General features: G+C 46.0%; 13 protein-coding genes. 4 read left to right on the forward strand and 9 right to left on the reverse strand.

From position 1 onward, the window contains the following. Positions 1–15: 15 nt before the first annotated feature. A complete protein-coding gene (locus ACX1N5_RS03670) occupies positions 16–1359 on the reverse strand; it encodes an MFS transporter (protein WP_458799451.1) in 1344 nt (447 codons plus the stop codon). 510 nt (positions 1360–1869) lie between these two features. On the opposite strand from ACX1N5_RS03670, the gene ACX1N5_RS03675 reads away from it, so the two are divergent. Together ACX1N5_RS03675 and ACX1N5_RS03680 are read left to right on the forward strand one after the other, a co-directional pair. Then, a complete protein-coding gene (locus tag ACX1N5_RS03675) occupies positions 1870–2463 on the forward strand; it encodes an ANTAR domain-containing response regulator (protein ID WP_034426382.1) in 594 nt (197 codons plus the stop codon). Between the two features lie 4 nt (positions 2464–2467). After that, entirely contained in the window at positions 2468–3445 is a 978-nt protein-coding gene (locus tag ACX1N5_RS03680; RefSeq protein WP_458799449.1) for an ABC transporter substrate-binding protein, read from the forward strand. Between the two features lie 24 nt (positions 3446–3469). On the opposite strand, the gene ACX1N5_RS03685 is transcribed toward ACX1N5_RS03680, so the two are convergent. Next, a complete protein-coding gene (locus tag ACX1N5_RS03685; RefSeq protein WP_458799447.1) occupies positions 3470–4567 on the reverse strand; it encodes a sigma-54 interaction domain-containing protein in 1098 nt (365 codons plus the stop codon). A gap of 355 nt (positions 4568–4922) precedes the next feature. Here ACX1N5_RS03685 and ACX1N5_RS03690 point away from each other — a divergent pair, with 355 nt between their 5' ends. Further along, a complete protein-coding gene (locus ACX1N5_RS03690; RefSeq protein ID WP_458799445.1) occupies positions 4923–6119 on the forward strand; it encodes an acyl-CoA dehydrogenase family protein in 1197 nt (398 codons plus the stop codon). A gap of 393 nt (positions 6120–6512) precedes the next feature. Here the strand turns inward: ACX1N5_RS03690 and ACX1N5_RS03695 are convergent, their stop codons facing one another. Next, the gene (locus ACX1N5_RS03695) at positions 6513–7766 is read right to left on the reverse strand and encodes an acyl-CoA dehydrogenase family protein (RefSeq protein WP_458799443.1); all 1254 of its coding nucleotides are present in this window, start codon (positions 7764–7766) and stop codon (positions 6513–6515) included. A 126-nt stretch (positions 7767–7892) separates the two neighbouring features. Here ACX1N5_RS03695 and ACX1N5_RS03700 point away from each other — a divergent pair, with 126 nt between their 5' ends. Beyond that, positions 7893–8903, forward strand: a complete 1011-nt coding sequence (locus tag ACX1N5_RS03700) for a LysR family transcriptional regulator (protein WP_458799441.1) — start codon at positions 7893–7895, stop codon at positions 8901–8903. Between the two features lie 411 nt (positions 8904–9314). On the opposite strand, the gene ACX1N5_RS03705 is transcribed toward ACX1N5_RS03700, so the two are convergent. The 6 genes from ACX1N5_RS03705 to ACX1N5_RS03730 all read right to left on the reverse strand — a co-directional run bounded on the left by ACX1N5_RS03705 (position 9315) and on the right by ACX1N5_RS03730 (position 18501). Then, a complete protein-coding gene (locus ACX1N5_RS03705) occupies positions 9315–10406 on the reverse strand; it encodes an NADH:flavin oxidoreductase/NADH oxidase (RefSeq protein WP_458799439.1) in 1092 nt (363 codons plus the stop codon). Between the two features lie 114 nt (positions 10407–10520). After that, positions 10521–11039, reverse strand: coding sequence for an SRPBCC family protein (locus ACX1N5_RS03710; RefSeq protein WP_458799437.1), 519 nt, complete (start codon positions 11037–11039; stop codon positions 10521–10523). A gap of 243 nt (positions 11040–11282) precedes the next feature. Next, positions 11283–12383: a dimethylsulfone monooxygenase SfnG gene (sfnG, locus tag ACX1N5_RS03715; RefSeq protein ID WP_458799435.1), complete on the reverse strand. Its 1101-nt coding sequence runs from the start codon at positions 12381–12383 to the stop codon at positions 11283–11285. 30 nt (positions 12384–12413) lie between these two features. Further along, positions 12414–13160: an FMN reductase gene (gene msuE / locus ACX1N5_RS03720; protein WP_458799433.1), complete on the reverse strand. Its 747-nt coding sequence runs from the start codon at positions 13158–13160 to the stop codon at positions 12414–12416. A gap of 433 nt (positions 13161–13593) precedes the next feature. Further along, on the reverse strand, positions 13594–16335 hold the full coding sequence (gene mgtA / locus ACX1N5_RS03725; protein ID WP_458799431.1) for a magnesium-translocating P-type ATPase: 2742 nt from the start codon (positions 16333–16335) through the stop codon (positions 13594–13596). 915 nt (positions 16336–17250) lie between these two features. Continuing rightward, positions 17251–18501 carry an SfnB family sulfur acquisition oxidoreductase gene (locus ACX1N5_RS03730; protein WP_458799429.1) on the reverse strand — a complete coding sequence of 417 codons (1251 nt, stop codon included), beginning with the start codon at positions 18499–18501 and terminating at the stop codon, positions 17251–17253. Positions 18502–18509: the final 8 nt, after the last annotated feature.

Here is an 18509-nt window from a genome sequence, read left to right on the forward strand (position 1 = left end):
TTTTGTCGGGTTGGATTAAGCAGCTTCTTCTTGACGTTCAAGCAGGGCTTGTTCAAACAGTTGTTTTTCACGGGCTTTGTGTTCAGGTGAGAAGCGGATGAACAACACCACACAACCAATCACCACCACCATAATGCCAAGGCTCATTAAGCAGGTTTGTAAGTCAGGCATGCTTTTGAAGATAAAGCCTGCTGCAACAGCACCCACGTTACCGCCTGCGCCAATAATCCCTGCCACACCACCTAAGGCTTTACGGTCAATGAATGGCACAAGCGCATAAGTTGCACCACAAGCCATATGTGTAAATAAACCAAATAAAGTCATGCTCAGGATCGCCATCACAGGCGCATTCATTTGCGAGAACAGCATCAGGAACAGACCTTCTCCCAAGATCATGAAGAACAGAATTTCGGTACGTCCATCCAGACCACGTTTTAGTGCCACTCTGTCTGAAATAATGCCGCCGAATGCACGGGCAAATAACGCCAGCAAACCAAAAATACCGGCTGCCATACCTGCTTCTTTTAAGCCAAAATTGAATTTTTGCACGTAGTACATGGTCACTACGTTATGCATGAAAATTTCGATACCGAAGCATGCTGCATAGCTGATAAACAGAATCCAGACGCGGTAGTTTCGAGATGCTTCTTTAATAATCGCCCAGCCGCCTTTTTTGGCACTTCCAACTTCAACGCCTTGTTCACGTAGCGCTTTAAAATCGCCCATCGGGCAGTCTTGAGTAAATTTCCAGTACAAAGCACCGACGATCAGCATCATTACCCCTGGAACCAGTAAGGCAATACGCCAGCCCATGCTTTGCTCAACGCCATACATCACAATGGCAGACAACAACAGTGGCATTAAGGCTTGAGTTGCACCGCCACCTGCATTGCCCCAGCCTGCTGCGGCAGCATTGGCTGTTCCTACCACGTTCGGTGCAAACATAATGCTGGTGTGGTACTGGGTAATCACGAAACTTGCGCCAATCGCGCCAATCAGCAAACGGAAGAATAAAAACGATTCATAGCTGTTCGCGGTAGCCACCCCAAATACAGGTAAGCTGCCGAGAATGAGCAAGGTGGTGTAGGTTTTACGTGGGCCATATTTGTCGCACAGTGGGCCAACAATCAGGCGAACCAGAATGGTAATCGCCACTGCGGCAATATTAATGTTGGCAATCTGGTCTTTGGTGAGATGGAATTCGCCAGAAATCACGGGCATGAGGGGCGCGCAGGCAAACCAAGCAAAGAAACACACGAAAAATGCCAGCCAGCTCATGTGAAAAGCGCGCATGGCAGGTAGAGAAAAATTGAATAAACTGATTTTAGTGGCGGCTTTCGCCTCGAAATTTGTCGACATGACCAATCCTCGCGTACTGATACGTTAATTACGTCTCCACCGAATGCACCCCATGCAGTCAGCAGAATTCATCAGAACGGACATCGTTGGCCGTTATATTGGGTATAAAGGCGATCATCTTTGATCTATGCCCTAGATCTTAGCAAATCTCATGCCAACTCTTTAAACAGCTTGTTTTTGAATAGATAAAGATCCATTTATGTTTTTATGATGGACTGCTTGTATGTGCTTTTTTTGCACACTTTGTGCACTGCACCACAAAAACGCACTAAATCTAGGCGCAAGTGGTGAAGTTGCACAGCATCATCACACTGGCTCGTGTTCTATTTATTATTTTGTTTTATTAGCATTTTTCGTTATATCTTGTACTTTTAGGCAATCAAATCCCGAAATTTTAGCGTCGTATTCGATGCAAAATACATGGCAAGATCAAGTCGTATGGCATCGATTTTGCTTTGACATGATCAAATTGCCCACTACCCCGTCAAGCCAACCTTTGAGCTAGCCACTATGTCGACATCCAAACTCAAAATCGCCTTGATCGACGATGATGAATTTCGTGCAAGCTATTTGCAGCACTGCCTGACCGAACATGATTTTGAGGTAGTGGCATGCCTACTGATTAAAGACATTCAGCCGCAAGATTTACAAGCATTGTATGCCGATGTGATTTTGCTGGACATGGATCACCCGCAGCGCGACATTATCGAAGCTTTTGTCAATCACTGTAATTTGCCGACGGTACTGTTTACCAAAAACAATAATCGTGACACGATTAAGCATGCCATTCAGGCAGGCGTCACGGCCTATATTGTCGATGGGGTTGACCCCGCACGTCTCGACACGGTGCTGGAAATTGCGATTGAACAATATAAAAAACATCAGCAACTTGAAAGCGACCTGAAAGAAACCAAGCTGCGTCTGGCTGATCGTAAAGACATTGAAAAAGCCAAAAACATGATGATGCAACTGCAACAGCTCACCGAAGAAGAAGCCTTTCGCCTGCTGCGTAAAAATGCCATGAATGCCCGTATTTCCATGGGTGATCTGGCCCGCCAGCTAATTCAAGCACAGCAACTGCTCAACCAGACTTTTAAGGATTAACGGCATGAAGATCGAAAAAACTCATCTGCACATCGGCTACATTCCTTTACTGGATGCGGTTGCCATACTTTGGGCCAAACACAAAGGTTTTTTTGAGCAGGTTGGACTTGAGGTCACACTGGTCAGGGAAGCTTCGTGGGCGAGTCTGCGTGACCGACTGGCATTTGGTATTTTAGATGCCGCGCACTGCCTGTCAGCTATGTTGCCTGCATCACAGGCAGGCACTGATCAGGTCGGAATTCCTTTTAAAACCTCGCTGGTTCTCAGTCAAAATGCAACATTCATCAGCCTGAGCCAGAAGCTGTGCTATGAACTGGGCATCAACGCTCAGGACTCTGCCAGCCAGACCGCGCATAAACTGGCCACCATCTTACCCGAACGTCAGATTCGTCTGGCGCAAGTGTTTGGGCACTCACTGCATCATTATTGTTTACGTGAATGGCTGGCGCTTGCCGACAGCAATGTTGCCAAGGAAATTAAATTACTGACCCTGCCACCACCCTACATGGTCGAGGCAATCTCTACGGGTCTGATTGACGGTTTTTGTGTGGGTGAACCGTGGAATACTCAAGGTGAAATCTTGGGTAAAAGCCAGATTGTTGCATCTGGGCTGGATATTGTGCCTGACGTTGCTGACAAGGTTCTGGCGGTCACCGAAGAATGGGCAAAGCGCCACCCTGAAACCTTACTGGCGTTGGGTACTGCGTTACGTTTGGCACAGCAAGACATTCAGCAACTGCAAAATTTTGCCGAACTGTGGCAAATGCTGATTCACTATGAAATCATACAGTTCCCTTGTTCACCCGACACCCACGTCAAGCGTTATCATGCCATTGTGCATATTATTCAGAACTATGTGACCCATTCGGCAGCACCAAAACTGTCCGATTTTGCCTGGCTCACCAGTCAAATGAACCAGTGGGATCAGTTGGGGTTAAGTGAAGCACAAATTCAGCGCATTAGTCAGGCATGTATCATTTAGGCTCAAGTCGATTGCTGTGCAGTGTCATGAATACATCCGCGCAGCAACGCTCGGCAGGCTTTTTCGTTGCTGTTCACGGCGGCGCTCACTCGGTTTGAGCAAACCATGTTTGAGCAGGCGTGCCCGAACAATATTACGGCTGATGCCCAATAACTGCGCGGTATGCATCTGGTTTTGATGACAATAAGTATAGGCGGCTTGGGTAATCTCGGCTTCGAGCTGCTCATCCAGATTGTCCAGCCCCTGTTCAAACCAGTGCAATAGAACTTGCTGCAAGGTGGATGTGGTTGGCAAATGGCTGACCAGTCCCGATGCTTGTGGGCAACCACTCAGTTGTAAATCTTCAGGCTGAATCAATGCCTGCCGACACACCAACAACGCCCGATGAATGGCATTTTCCAGTTCACGAATATTGCCAGGCCATGCATACGTCAGTAACACTTTCTGTGCTGCCTGACTTAACTGCGCAGGTGCATAGTTAAGTTGCTGACAATAGTCCTGAATAAAATGCTGTGCCAAAGGCAAAATATCGCCCCGACGCTGGCGTAGTGGCTTCAGCTGTACACTGGCAACATTCAGCCGATAGTACAAATCTTCACGGAACTTACCCGCAGCCACAGCCTGTTGCAGATCGACATTGGTCGCGGCAATTACGCGCAAATTGACCTGTCGGGTTTGCCGTGAACCCAAACGCACCACCTGATTTTCTTGCAGCACGCGCAGTAACTTGACCTGTATGGCTAAGGACAAATCACCAATTTCATCCAGAAAAATCGTGCCGCCATGCGCCGCTTCAAACCAGCCTGTACGCGCTTCATGTGCGCCTGTAAATGCGCCTTTTTCATGTCCGAACAGCTCGCTTTCCACCAGACTTTCCGAAAATGCTCCACAATTCACCGCAATAAAAGCCTGATCACGGCGGTCACTCAGCTCATGAATCTGCCGTGCAATCAACTCCTTACCTGTGCCTGTTTCTCCCATAATCAGCACAGTCGCCTGACTCGGTGCAATCGTCTGGACATAATCTAGCAATTGTTGTGACTGCGGATCTTCAAACACCATCGCACTTGCCCGCACAGAGTGCAGCAATTCACGGGAATGAGGATGTTTGACAACAGGCATGGTAACTCCAAATAGGCACTGGACAATCAAAGCCTTACTTTAAGTGAGGCAGATAAATTACATCCAATCATAATTTTTTGAATCTTTATTCTTTTTACAGATAACGTATCTGTTGCATTAACAACATGGTCACAGCAACTGTTGTCCAAGCAACACTACCTTCTAATCGCTAAAAATATAAGCTATTGAAAATTAATTTATTTTTATTTGGCATGCTCTTTGTAATACCCAGTACTCTTACTATTGACCCAACCAAGTCAGTGCATTGCTTAAAAAAGCAACTTGCCTGCTCGCCCTAAGCCCTTTATGGTAAGCAATCACACGGATGCCCTGCTTGGCTATATGGAATTAAATCATGTCGATCAACCTGCCCGATTTTTCTACGCTACTTAACCCTGAAATACAACAACAAACTCAACACCTTGCCGATGCTTTTGCGGAAACGGCGGTGCAACGTGACCGCGACGGCGGCTCACCGTTACCACAGCGCCAACTGATTCGTGAAAGCGGCTTGCTGGCACTGTCGATTCCGAAAAATTTGGGCGGATTAGATGGTAACTGGTTCGATGTCATGAACAGCGTGCGAATTTTGGCACAGGTGGATAACTCACTAGCACATGTCTTTGGTTTTCATCATTTATTGCTGGCAACGGTGCGACTATTTGCCCGCGCTGAACAATGGCAAAACTGGTTTCAACAGACCGCAAGCCAGCAACTGTTTTGGGGCAATACCCTAAACCCGCTAGATCAACGTACCGTAGTACATCAACAGGACGGGATCTATTTATTTTCAGGGCAAAAAAGCTTCTGCTCAGGTGCAATTGATTCCGACATGCTGGTGGCATCGGGGATTGATCAGGGCACAGGAAAACTGTTGCTTGCTGCGATTCCAACGGCACGCGAAGGGATTGAACTGCATCATGACTGGGACAATATGGGGCAACGCCAAACTGACAGCGGCAGTGCTACTTTTCGTCATGTACGCGTTGAGCAACATGAGCTACTACTCGAACCCGGCCCACTCAGTACACCATTTGCCTGCCTGCGCCCTTTGATTGCCCAGCTGACTTTTGTCAATATGTTTTTGGGCGTTGCCGAAGGGGCTTTTGCCGAAGCCAAACAATACACCCAAGCGCAAAGCCGAGCATGGTTTTTGTCTGGGGTGGAACGCGCTGACCAAGACCCGTATATCTTGCGACATTATGGCGAGTTCTGGTTACAACTGGAGTCGGTGCGTGCGTTAAACCAGCAAGCGATTTTACAGTTACAGCACGCATGGCAGATTGGTGAAGCCCTGACCACCGAGCAACGTGGACAAGTGGCGATTGCGGTTGCTACCGCGAAAGTGGCGGCAAGCCGTGTCAGTCTGGATATTAGCAATCGTATGTTTGAAGTGACAGGCGCACGTGCCACTCAGGCAGCGCTACGTCTCGACCGTTTCTGGCGTAATGTGCGCACGCAAACGCTACATGACCCTGTGGATTATAAAATCAAGGAACTGGGAGAATGGGCGCTCAATGCCGAGTTTCCTCAGCCAAGTTTTTATAGTTAAGCTGAGTAAAATCGGGATATTTTCAAAAATTGGAGAAATGAAAATATCATCTGCAATGGTTTAAGCCAGACCCATATTTTTAAGATGCTATTTTTAGATTTTTAGTAAAAGATGATCTTGAGCAAGTTTTGCAATGCGCTGCGCAAGTGGGTTGCCCTTGTGCAGCGATGCTGCTTATCTCGAAAGCCTTACGAAGCGATGTCTCTCAGGTCAAACCTGAACCCAATCGAAGCGTAAGACATCGCAAGTGAATTCTAAAACAGGAGTCAAAATGCGAAGACTCCATCCTCCTGATTCATTTTTAAATGCTTCAGTCGGTTTTTACCGAATCGGCATTTTTTAATTCCAGTGACTAAAACAGGATCAGCCAAATGACTGATCCTGTCACACCGTTTATTGCTGTTTACTGCCCCCACCAATCTGCCAGACATAGATAGGTTCTGTGCCATTGACAGCATAATCCCCGATAATACGTTGTTTAAAAATCAGTGGGTTATGCGATGCTGCGGTGCGGGCATTGCGCCAGAAGCGATCCAGACTTTTTTGGCTACTGGTGGCTGAGGCCCCCAGTGCGTTAAACAGATCACTGGTCAGTTGCAGTACCAGTGGTGCAATTGCCACCTGCGCTTGTGCTGACTCCAGTTCGGCGGCAATATTTGCATGTTGCTCCAAAGCCTCACGCTGATCGGCATGGGCAAAGTGCGCTTCATAAGCACGCTGTGCAGCTTCTGCGGCACGAATGGCAGTAGCTTCTGCGGCATAGGCTTGTGCCGATGCGAGCCCAATCACTTGCAATACTTGCGCATCCTGATCGACCCGATCAGCATTGCCATGACTAAAGACACGGGTACGTGCCTTCACCTGACGGCTAAACTCGGTAACTGCGGCATGGGCTGTGCCTGCCAAGACACTGAGCAAGACCAGTTGATAAAACGCAGTTTGGTACTTAAAGCGGCTATCGAAATCAATAATATTTTCTGGATCAACCTCGACCTCATGCAAAGTCGCTGTGCCACTACCTGTAGTGCGCTGACCAAAGCCATCCCAGTCATCTTCGATTTTGACATTCGGATGCGAGGTGCGCACCGCCGCAATCACGTTTTGCTTGGTGGCATCAATCTGGGCAAACAGGTCGAACCAGTCCGCAAAAATACTGCCCGTGGTGTAGTATTTTTTGCCGCTGACTGTCCAGCGTCCAGATTCATCCTGATATAAACGGGTAATCACTTCGCCAATTTTGACATCACCCACTTCTGTCCATGCGTTACCGACCAGTTCACCCGCCACAAAACGCTCAAACCAGTGGGCTTGGCTGTGGTCACGGTGCGCATTCAGGCGATCTTCGACAAAGGCAAAATGCCCGCGCAAGGCCTGTGGTACATTCGAGTCTGCACTTGCCAGTTCGATCAGCAGTTGGAACAATTGGGGTACTGAAGCGCCTGCACCGCCATACTCTACAGGCACACGTACTGCGCCAAAACCTGCCTGTTTTAACCATTGAATCGGTTCATACGGCAGTTCTCGTTGTTGCTCGCGTTGCAAGGCAGTTTCGGCGATTTTCTGAAAAATCGGGCGAAAGCGCTGTGCCAATACCTCATAATCGGTACCGAGCGATAAATCTTGTTGTAATGCAGTTAAACTGGTCATGTCATAATCCTAATTATATCGGTTTGACATGACTCTTGCAGATGTTGTGCCAACTTTAATCAATTGATTTTGTTTAAATTTTATTTTTAGTTGCTGTTGATTAGGCAGCGCCATGTTGAATTACTGTTGCCAGAGCAACACTTGGGCAATCAGCACCAGATTGCCCAATCTGCCAAATTGGGAAAAATGATGGTCAAAAACTTGCGTCATCTTGACTTTAACCTGCTTAAGGCCATGGATATTTTACTGGAAGAACGTAGCGTGACCCGCGCCGCAGAACGCCTATTTATTACCCAGCCTGCCATGAGCAGCATTTTGGCACGCTTACGTGACAGTTTTGATGATCCATTATTTGTCCGTTCACAGCGTGGCATTGTGCCTACGCCACGCGCTTTGGAGCTGATCTGCCCGATCAAGCAGATTCTGGGGCAGATTGACCTGCTATTACAACCGCTAGAGTTTAACCCTGCCACAGCTGAATTTACGGTACGGATCGCCGCTACGGACTATGCCCATCAGGTGATTTTAGTGCCATTTTTGGCAGCACTCAAACAACGAGCACCGCATGTGCAAATCGCTTTGTTACCTTCAACCGATAAAGAAGCACAGCGCTTGGAACAGGGTGAAATTGATTTGGCGCTGTCTACTTTTGAGCATAGCTGTGGCAATGACTTGCATTATCTGCATCTGTTTGATGAATGTTATGTCAGCGTGATGCGTTTGGGACATCCAGCGTTGCAACAGCCCCTAACCTTAGATCATTTTTGTGAGTTGGATCATGCCTTGGTCTCCTTTCAAGGCAGTTTTTCAGGGATTACCGATCAACAATTGCAACAACTGGGCCGACAACGCCGTGTCACGCTGTCGGCATCGAGTTTTCTACTGCTGCCTGAGATTTTACAAAATAGCGACCTTGTGGCAACTGTACCCAAACGTCTGGTCTGTAAACGTCAGGATTTGGCGATTGTGCCACCGCCACTGGAGATTCCGAGTTTTAGTAAAATTGCACTATGGCATGAACGTACCGAACATGACCCACGCCACCGCTGGTTGCGTCAACTGATGTTAGAAATCTGCCAGAATGAAGAACATTTTGCACAAAATTGTGTGCTCTACACTCCGCTGGTCACAACATGAAAAAAGTCAGCACAAGGCTGACTTTTTAAGAAAAACTGTATTCAGATGAGCCTGTATCCAAGATATAAAATTTCTAAAAATAAGAGACTATGCAGACATGTCAGTTGTATGTTTTAGGTCAGGACTACACCTTTAATATACTGTTTTTCAATACATTAAAAAGATAATGACATCTGACCGATGTTTGCAATGAGCAGCATAGCCACACAAGTGGGTTGCCCTTGCATGGCTATGCCATTCATCCCCTAAGCTTTGCGAAGCGATGCTTCTCAGGTCGAACCTGAGCAAGATTGAAATATATTTCAACCGAAGTGCAAGGCGTAGCAGCTTAAATCTAAAAATTGCCAGTCAACGGTTTAGCTGACTGGCATTAATACAAGGCTGACTTTTTCCGTGAGTATCACTTTACGATTAATAACGCTCTAACCAGTGTGCATACGGTGCAGGTAACACCCACGTCGGTTTTTCCAGTTGCAACGCTTTGGCAGCTTGCAGCGGATAGTGCGGATTTGCCAAGAAGGCACGCCCGATCATCACCAAATCCATTTGCTGCTGTTCCACTAAACGGTTGGCTAGTTCAGGTTTGTCCAACCCCCATGAAGCAGCCACAGGCAAGTTGGCTTCACGGCGTACACGCTCAGAAACTGGGGCTAAAAATGCAGGTTCTGCCCATGGCACTCGGGCTTCAGGGATATTAAAATTGACACTGACATTGAGTAAATCCAGCCCATCAGTACGCAACTGTTTGACCAATTCAATTGACTCGCTCAAGGTTTCTTCGTCATTGCCATCGTACTCAATCACGCCAAAACGCGCGGTCAATGGTAAATGTTCTGGCCAAACTGCACGTACCGCTGCAAAAGTTTCACGCAAAAAGCGGCTTCGCCCTGCAAAGTCACCACCATACTGATCTTGGCGCAGGTTGCTATGCTTGGAAAAAAAGCTTTGTGCTAAATAACCATGCGCAAAATGTAGTTCTAACCATTCAAAACCTGCCTGCTTTGCACGGCGCGCAGCAGCAGCAAAATCGGCCTGAACCCGTTGAATATCGGCAAGGCTCATTTCCTCTGGTACACGTGGCAAGTTTTCACCATAGGCAATCGCCGATGCACCAATCGGCTGCCAACCACGTGGGTCATCGGCAGCAATATGGTCATCACCTTCCCAAGGACGGTTGGCGCTGGCTTTACGCCCTGCATGCGCAATCTGAATGCCTGGCACTGCCCCTGCGGCTTTAATCGCCTGAGCAATCTGTGCCAAACCATCAATGTGCTCATCGCTCCATAAACCCAAACAGGCTGGGGTAATTCGTCCCTCAGGAGACACACCTGTCGCTTCAACAATCACCAGACCTGCGCCGCCGCGTGCCATACTGATGTAATGTGCCAGATGCCAGTCGGTGACCTTGCCCTCGACAGCGCTGTACTGACACATCGGAGGGACAGCAATACGGTTACGTAGCGTCACATCTTTAAGTTGAAAGGGAGTAAATAATGCCGTCATGCTAACCTCTAAATCGCGATAAAATCGCCTAAATTTCAAATCTAAATCATGTATTTGTCTGAAAAATTCAAGAATTTCCCCATATATGGCAAAGTCACCAATCTATGAGAGACATTAGCCATCTTTTGCCTGAAGGGCAGCAGCTACCAAGCCCTCTAGCCAGTCCTGATGCCCATTGATCATCGGATTCGGTTTGGCTTGAGCTAACTCTTTTGCAGGCTGCCCCAGTTGAGTTTCTTGAGTCAAGATACGCACCCGACCACCATCTAAGTCTTCAACGAGCCATGCGTGATACACGTCCAAACGTTGGGTTGTACCGACTTCGCCCACCCAGCCATGCCATGCAATACGTGCAGGCTCGCCTGCTTGCGGTGCAACCAGTTCCAGCACTTGGGCATCGACAGGAAAGCCAAAGGTTTTAAGGAAAAAGACCATGTCTGCTTGTAGTTGTACTGCGCCTTCAGGTAGTTTGACATCGGAACAATTGGCGTAGTAGCTTGGCCACTCATAAGCATTCACCAGATACGGCCACACCTCTGCGCTGCTTAGCCCTTTAACAATCACTTCATTGGAGCAGAAATTATCGGTTTCGCCAGGAAGATAGCCTGCTGGCCAAACAATCGAATTCATCATGTGCCGTTTCTCGCATGTTTGTTCACAATCAGCGCTGTGCTATGGATCTGGTGACCATCATACAAGCGGTTTTATTATAAAAATAATCTTAAATTTCTATCTAATACATAGATAAAATTAATATCTAAAATCAAGCATAAAAAAAGCGCATCCGAAAATGCGCTGTCAGTTGCTCAACTCTACTGGGTATTTTTGTTTTAGATGCAGAAAATCAGGGAGATCAAACGCATCTCCCCCTCCGATTTAAGCGACTTCTTTTGCCTGTTGTTGTTTTTGTTCCAATTCTCGCACTAACGGTAAAACCCGCTGCCCGAAATATTCAACTTCTTCAATAAAGTGCAGGAAGCCTGCCAAAATCAGATCTACTCCTGCCGCTTTATACGCCACAATGCGCTCTGCGATTTGCTCAGGTGTACCGATCAGATTGGTTTTAAAGCCATCGTTATATTGCACCAGATCTTCAAAGCTAGACTTTGCCCAGTTACCCTCACCTTCAGGGCTGGCTGCACCTGCCTGACGTGTCGCATCAGCAAAGGCATTCACTGCTTCAGGGTTGGCATTGGCAATAATCTCTTGCAACACCGCTTGCGCTTCTTCTTCGGTATCCCGCGCGATAATAAAGGCGTTTAGACCGACTTTGACCTGATGCTGATTCTGCTTGGCTTTAGCTCGCAAATCTTCGATCTGTTCACGAATACCTTCAACCGTGTTGCCATTGGCAAAGTACCAGTCCGAGACACGCGATGCCATATCCCGTGCTGCACGTGATGTTCCGCCTTGGAAAATTTCAGGGTGTGGCTGCTGCACAGGTTTTGGCTTTAAAGTGTAGTCTTTAAACTGATAATACTTGCCATCAAATGAAAAATTGTCGGTGGTCCAAATGCCTTTCAGAGTGCGAATAAACTCTTCTGAACGTGCATAACGCTGGTCATGATCAGGCCATTCTTCGCCAATCGCGTCGAACTCACCTTTAAACCAACCACTCACCACATTAATCGCAATTCGCCCTTGAGTTAAATAATCAATGGTCGCCAGTTGCTTGGCTGCCAGTGCAGGTTTCCACGGCCCTGGTAAAATCGCAGCAATCACCTTGAGCTTTTCAGTTGCTGCCAAAATTGCGTGGCTAAACGAAACAGACTCATGTTGATTTTCCGCGCCATAACCCGCAGTAAAACGGATTTGTGACAGTGCATAGCTAAAACCATTTTTCTCAGCGGTTTGTGCCAGTTTCTTGTTGTAATCAATGTTCCATTCGGTACGTTGTTCAATATTACTCACCACCAGACCACCGCTAACATTGGGTACCCAGTAAGCAAACTGAAGTTGTTGTTGTGATTGCGCCATATTTTTATTCTCCTTGGGAAACTGATGGGTTTATGCCACATCGGCCTGAATTGAGGTCTTGCCTGTTTTATGTTGTAAACGGGATTCTGCGGCTTGCAAGTCAGGCACAGCGGCCGAAGGCAAGACTTCTTCTTGTTCAATTTGTCGGTTAATGCCCAAGTTTTGGTTGGCTTGAACTGTTTTAGCTTTCACCACTTCCGCACGCTGACCTTTGGCAGGCGCCCACTCTAAAATCGGTAAGGCACGTGCAACCGCCAAAATAATGCGATCACGCAAGGCTGCGCTTTGAATGGTGTATTCAGGGGTAAAATCACGGTCAGTGGCATAAACACCAATTGGCAAAGTCTGCGCCTGAAAGAAACTGAACAGTGGGCGTAACTGATGCTCAAGCACCAAGGCATGGCGGTCGCTGCCACCTGAAGCAGCCAACAAAACTGGCACGTCGACCAAAGCAGTTTGTTCAACAAAATCAAAGAAATGTTTAAATAACCCAGTAAATGAAGCACGGTACACAGGTGTGCCCACAATTAAGGCATCGGCTGCTTCAACTGCTGCCAGATCATCCTGTACGCGCTGTGGCAATTGATGGCGATAAATCGCACCGCCCAATAACGACCCAATTTCGCTGAACTTAATAAAATGCACGTTGATCGGGGTTGCCTGACCAAGTTCATGAATAATTTCCTGAACCAGTGCTTCGGTTTTAGAAGGGTTATTTAAGCCGCCTGAAACAGCGACAATATTTAAGGGTTTGACTGCATTTGAAGTGCTGGACATGGACATAAACCTGAATTGAAATATAAATCTATTGAGGTTTATTTATCCACATTTGTGTGTGCAGCGTAAAATAATAAAAACGGGCAAATTTATCGTTTTTTAAGATATGTTAAAAAACGATATCCTTTGCATTTACAATGCAATACAGCAATTCTGTTGCAGCTGTTATTCGTATTCAGCTCAGTTATTTTTGATGATCAATTCGGGGGAATTCCCGAACAGCAGCATCATACCCATCTGGGCGATAAGCCATATCGACAAAACTCACAGCGCCGATTACAACAAGAATATCGGTTTGTAAATCGACTGTCTGTTACCGATATTCTCACTCAAAAAAGCATCATTTTGCATAAACCCAATGTGGTTTATCGGCTGTTATTCGAGTCAAGAAAAAAGCCTCATCGATATGGCTTGTATCTGAACAATTCCTTGATTACTGCCAACCATAACGGCGGAAGTAGAAGCTTTTCATCAGTTGTATCAGTACCATGTAAGCAATCAAGATGCAGGGTAAAAATACAAAATACAGGGGTGGCAATGCCTGTAGTTTAAAATACGAAGCCAAACTTCCCATCGGCAAATAAATCCCAATTGCCATAATCATCAATGACATCATCATCAATGGCATTGCCGCGCGGCTTTGTAAGAATGGAATTTTGGGGGTGCGAATCATATGCACAATTAAGGTCTGGGTTAATAACCCGACCACGAACCAGCCAGACTGAAACAGTGTCTGATGTGCAATATTATTGGCACCGAAGACATACCACATGAGGATGAAAGTTACGATATCGAAAATCGAGCTGATTGGGCCAAAAAACAGCATAAAACGCCCAATTTCAGTAGGTTGCCAGGTTTGCGGTTTGAGTACAAGTTCATCATCCACATGGTCAAACGGAATGGCGATTTGCGAAATATCATATAAAAGGTTCTGGATCAGCAATTGTATTGGCAGCATCGGCAAAAACGGAAGAAATGCACTGGCAATCAAGACTGAAAAAACATTGCCAAAATTTGAACTTGCAGTCATTTTGATATATTTCAACATGTTTGAGAAAGTACGGCGACCTTCTAAAACTCCCTGTTCCAGAACCATCAAGCTCTTTTCAAGCAAAATAAGATCTGCAGCTTCTTTGGCAATATCGACAGCTGTATCGACAGAAATACCGATATCTGCGCTACGTAAGGCAGGGGCATCGTTAATGCCATCGCCCATGAAGCCAATCACATGTCCGTTATTTTTTAAGACCCGCACAATGCGCTCTTTGTGAGCAGGTGTCAGTTTGGCAAAAACATTGTATTGCTCGACCACCTGAGCCAAAGTGGCATCATCCATTTGCTCAATATCATTTCCCAGTATGACACCGCTCACGTGCAATCCCACATCTTTACAGACTTTGGCTGTCACCAGATCGTTGTCACCTGTCAAAATCTTAACCGAAATACCATGCTCGGACAGTGCCTGAAGCGCAGGCGCTGTGGATTCTTTGGGCGGATCAAGAAATGCGACGTAACCCACAAGAATCAAATCACTTTCATCGGCAATGCCATATTCATGATGGCTCAAACCGGCCTTGGTTGCGACTGCAACCACGCGCAAGCCTTCAGCATTGAACTCTGCGGTGACATCGTGGATATGCTGAAGCGACTTTTCATCAAGGCTGATAATTTCATCGTCATGCATGACATAACGACATACCGCAAGAACTTCTTCTACAGCTCCTTTGGTAATCATGGTGTGCTGCTGTGATGCATCTTCAACCACAACTGACATTCGACGGCGGTTAAAGTCAAACGGGATTTCATCGACTTTTTTGAATGTCTGTAAATCAGAAACTATTAAATGACTTTCACCATGTTCTAGCACGGCAACATCGAGTAAGTTTTTTAAACCTGTTTGAAAATAACTATTTAGACAGGCAAGCTCCAAGACTTTTTTGGATGGATTACCCCAAATATCCACATGCTTTGCTAAAATGATTTTATCCTGCGTTAATGTACCGGTTTTATCCGTACACAGCACATCCATGGCACCAAAGTTTTGCACCGCATCCAAACGCTTTACAATGACTTTTTTACGCGACAGAAACACCGCACCCTTTGCCAGTGTTGATGTCACAATCATCGGCAGCATTTCTGGTGTGAGTCCGACAGCAACTGAAAGCGCAAATAATAAGGCCTCCGTCCAATCCCCTTTGGTAAAACCATTAATAAATAAAACAATCGGTGCCATCACGGCCATAAAGCGGATCAGTAACCAACTGACTTTATTCACCCCCAACTGAAATGATGTCGTAACCTGCTCACTAGCCGTAACGCGTTTTGCCAATGCACCAAAATAAGTTTGACCACCCGTATTCAGTACCACTGCAGTTGCTGAACCTGACACCACATTGGTTCCCATAAACAAAATGTTTTCTAGATCCAATGGGTTAATTGCATCTTGATCTTTTTGAATGGCATATTTTTCAACAGGCAAAGATTCTCCTGTCATGGCAGCCTGCGCAACAAATAAATCTTTAGCCACCAGAACCCGACAATCCGCAGGAATCATATCACCCGCAGAAAGTAAAATAATATCGCCTGGTACCAGCGCCTGAATGGCAACTTCTTGGCTGGTCTGCACCTTTAACGTGGCTGGATTAATCTGTTGTTGCGAGCCTGAAGATTGACGAATCACCGTTGCGGTATTGGTGACCATGGCTTTTAATGCTTCAGCAGCCTGATTGGATTTTTGCTCTTGCCAAAAACGTAAAATGGTTGCAATCAGAACCATGGTTCCAATTACCAGCGTACCCTGCATGTCATTGGTAAAAAAGGAAACTAATGCCAGTAATGTCAGTAATAAGCTGAATGGATTACGGTAGCAAAACCATAAATGCACCCACCAGCTTAAAGGCTTTTCTTGCTGAATTTCATTTAAGCCATATTGTTGTTGACGTTGTTCAACCTGATTTTGATCTAAGCCTACAAGACTGGTATTGAGTTCTTGGTAAAGCTGCTCGGGCGCATATCGTGCAGACTGAACGAGCGTTTTTGTAAGCTCTGGTGGAAATGATTGTGTTTTGTTTGCACGAGTCACATGTTCCAGACTAATAAAGCGCTGAAAATGCCGCCCAAAGTGACGTACTTTTAAAAAACTCAGAAACAGTTGTTTGAAAAAAAATGTGCGCATGATGAGCTCCAAAATATGAATTTTGAGTAAAATTCATGGAGAAAAATCAGTTCATACACAATGAAAAACACAAAGCTTTTTATCGTGCGTTAACAAATCAAAAACCGATCTTGCGCTGGGGTATAGGAACCGTTACTTTGCCTAAAAAATGGGAAATGAATATCACATGAGATACATCATGCAATGATCTTCTAAATAGGTTATTCAGATCATATAGATACATATCTACAATCCTCTTATGTGAGAAACCCAATAAGCAGGTGCAATAAATCTTTAATTTGTTTTATCCAAAATGCATTTTGAAATATAAGTAATGCAGTTTCATGAAAAAACACAATTAATCGACGATTGATCAATCAATGTAGATGAGACGTATGCCGTAAAGGCATATTGACGACCTCTCACAGAACAACAAGAGATCAGAACGAAATGTTATGAAGTCCCGTGTGCTGACATTTGTTCGGATAAATATTCCAAGCAACGACTCAAGCTTATACCCACTGAAGGACTTCACCGTAAAAAATTTGTGGTTAATCTATGAAGATGTAGACTCATGTCAACTTGAAAAACGAGTTACACATTTGGCATAACACATGCGTAAATAACGTCTCAAGCATAAAATAAAAGACCCCAACATCCTGTTGAGGTCTTTCGTATTTGATTGCTAGGTATAACTCCTGTCGTACCTCACGTCCTGATGCTTGAACTTATCGTTTTTGTTTTATGTTCTGGAACTTCCTGTTCCTGATGAGTTCATCATAACAAATCCAGCATTGCTGCCTACTGGCAAATCGCCTGAATCATTGTCAGCAAAAGCTTACATGAAGCAGATAGCGTATTTACTGATAAAGCAGCAGCCTGTTGGGGCGAATGTCTGTCAATTTCTTTACTGACTGAGATAACTCAATTTATCCCTTAACTCCACGGATGACGTGGCAACTCTACGCCATTTAAATAATAATTGCCGACCAGATGCAACTTCCAGCGTACAGGATCATGCAAGGTATGAGTTCGTGCGTTACGCCAGTGACGGTCAAGATTCAGCTCAGACAAAGTCGAGCGTGTCCCCGATAACTCAAACAATTTATTGGTGGCCAATAGTGCAACTTCTGTCGTGAGGACTTTCGCTTCAGCCACCAGCAAGGTCGCTTGGGCAACATGCGCTTCAATCGTATCGGCAATCGCGACATCAATCGCATCGCCTGCCAAGTCCAGCACGGCTTCAGCGGCGCGCAACTTGATTTTCAAATCCCCGATATTGGCAATGGTGTAGGGATCATCTGTGGCTTTTTCCAGACCTGAATCAATCCACGGGCGGCTGTACTGACGGACATACTGAATGGTTTCTTCAATTGCACCGCGTGCAATACCTGCATCCACCGCAGCCTGAATAAACTGTGAAATTGCACCCGCAGGCGTTGGACGCTCAAATGCCTGATGCACAGGAATCACGTATTCTTCACGGGCAAATACATGGTTTAAACGCACCGTACCACTGGCAGTGGTGCGTTGTCCGAAGCCCGACCAGTCATTAATGATTTCGACCCCAGTGGTGTCACGCGGCACAATCGCTGCATAACTACGCCCTTGCTCATCCACCGCGACAATCGGAATCCAGTGCGCGAGCAATGCGCCTGTAGCAAAGAACTTTTCACCATTAATTTCATAACCTTGCTCAGTTTTATGAATTTTTGTGGTCAGATCGGCAACCGTTTTACTGCCCTTTTCCGAAAAGGCATTACCGAGACGAATCCCTTTTAAAATCAGCTCAAAAAAGAACTTTTTTTGTTCTGGGGTAGCATCCAAACGTAAATGCTCAACAAATGCCCAATGGTTCTGCGCAATTTGCCCTAAAGATGAATCGACACTGGAAATAATTTTGACCACTTCTGCGAGGGTGCGGTATTTGACATCAGCACCACCAAAAGCTTTGGGAATATTGATGGCCCATAAACCACTTTGCGAATATTTCTGAATTTCCTGCAAAGGCAAACGGCGCTCCTGATCGCGTAGCGAGGCTTCTTTAGCAAATTCCTGAGCCAGTTCACGCGCAATCGCAATCGCTTCAGCATCGGAACGAATCACATGCGCATCTTGCTGATGCTCAAAAAATTTCAGTGGAATGGCGGTTTGCGATGCAAAGCCCGTTTGGTTCAATGTGGTCATGCTGTTGT

This window comes from Acinetobacter sp. ANC 4636, from assembly GCF_054454555.1.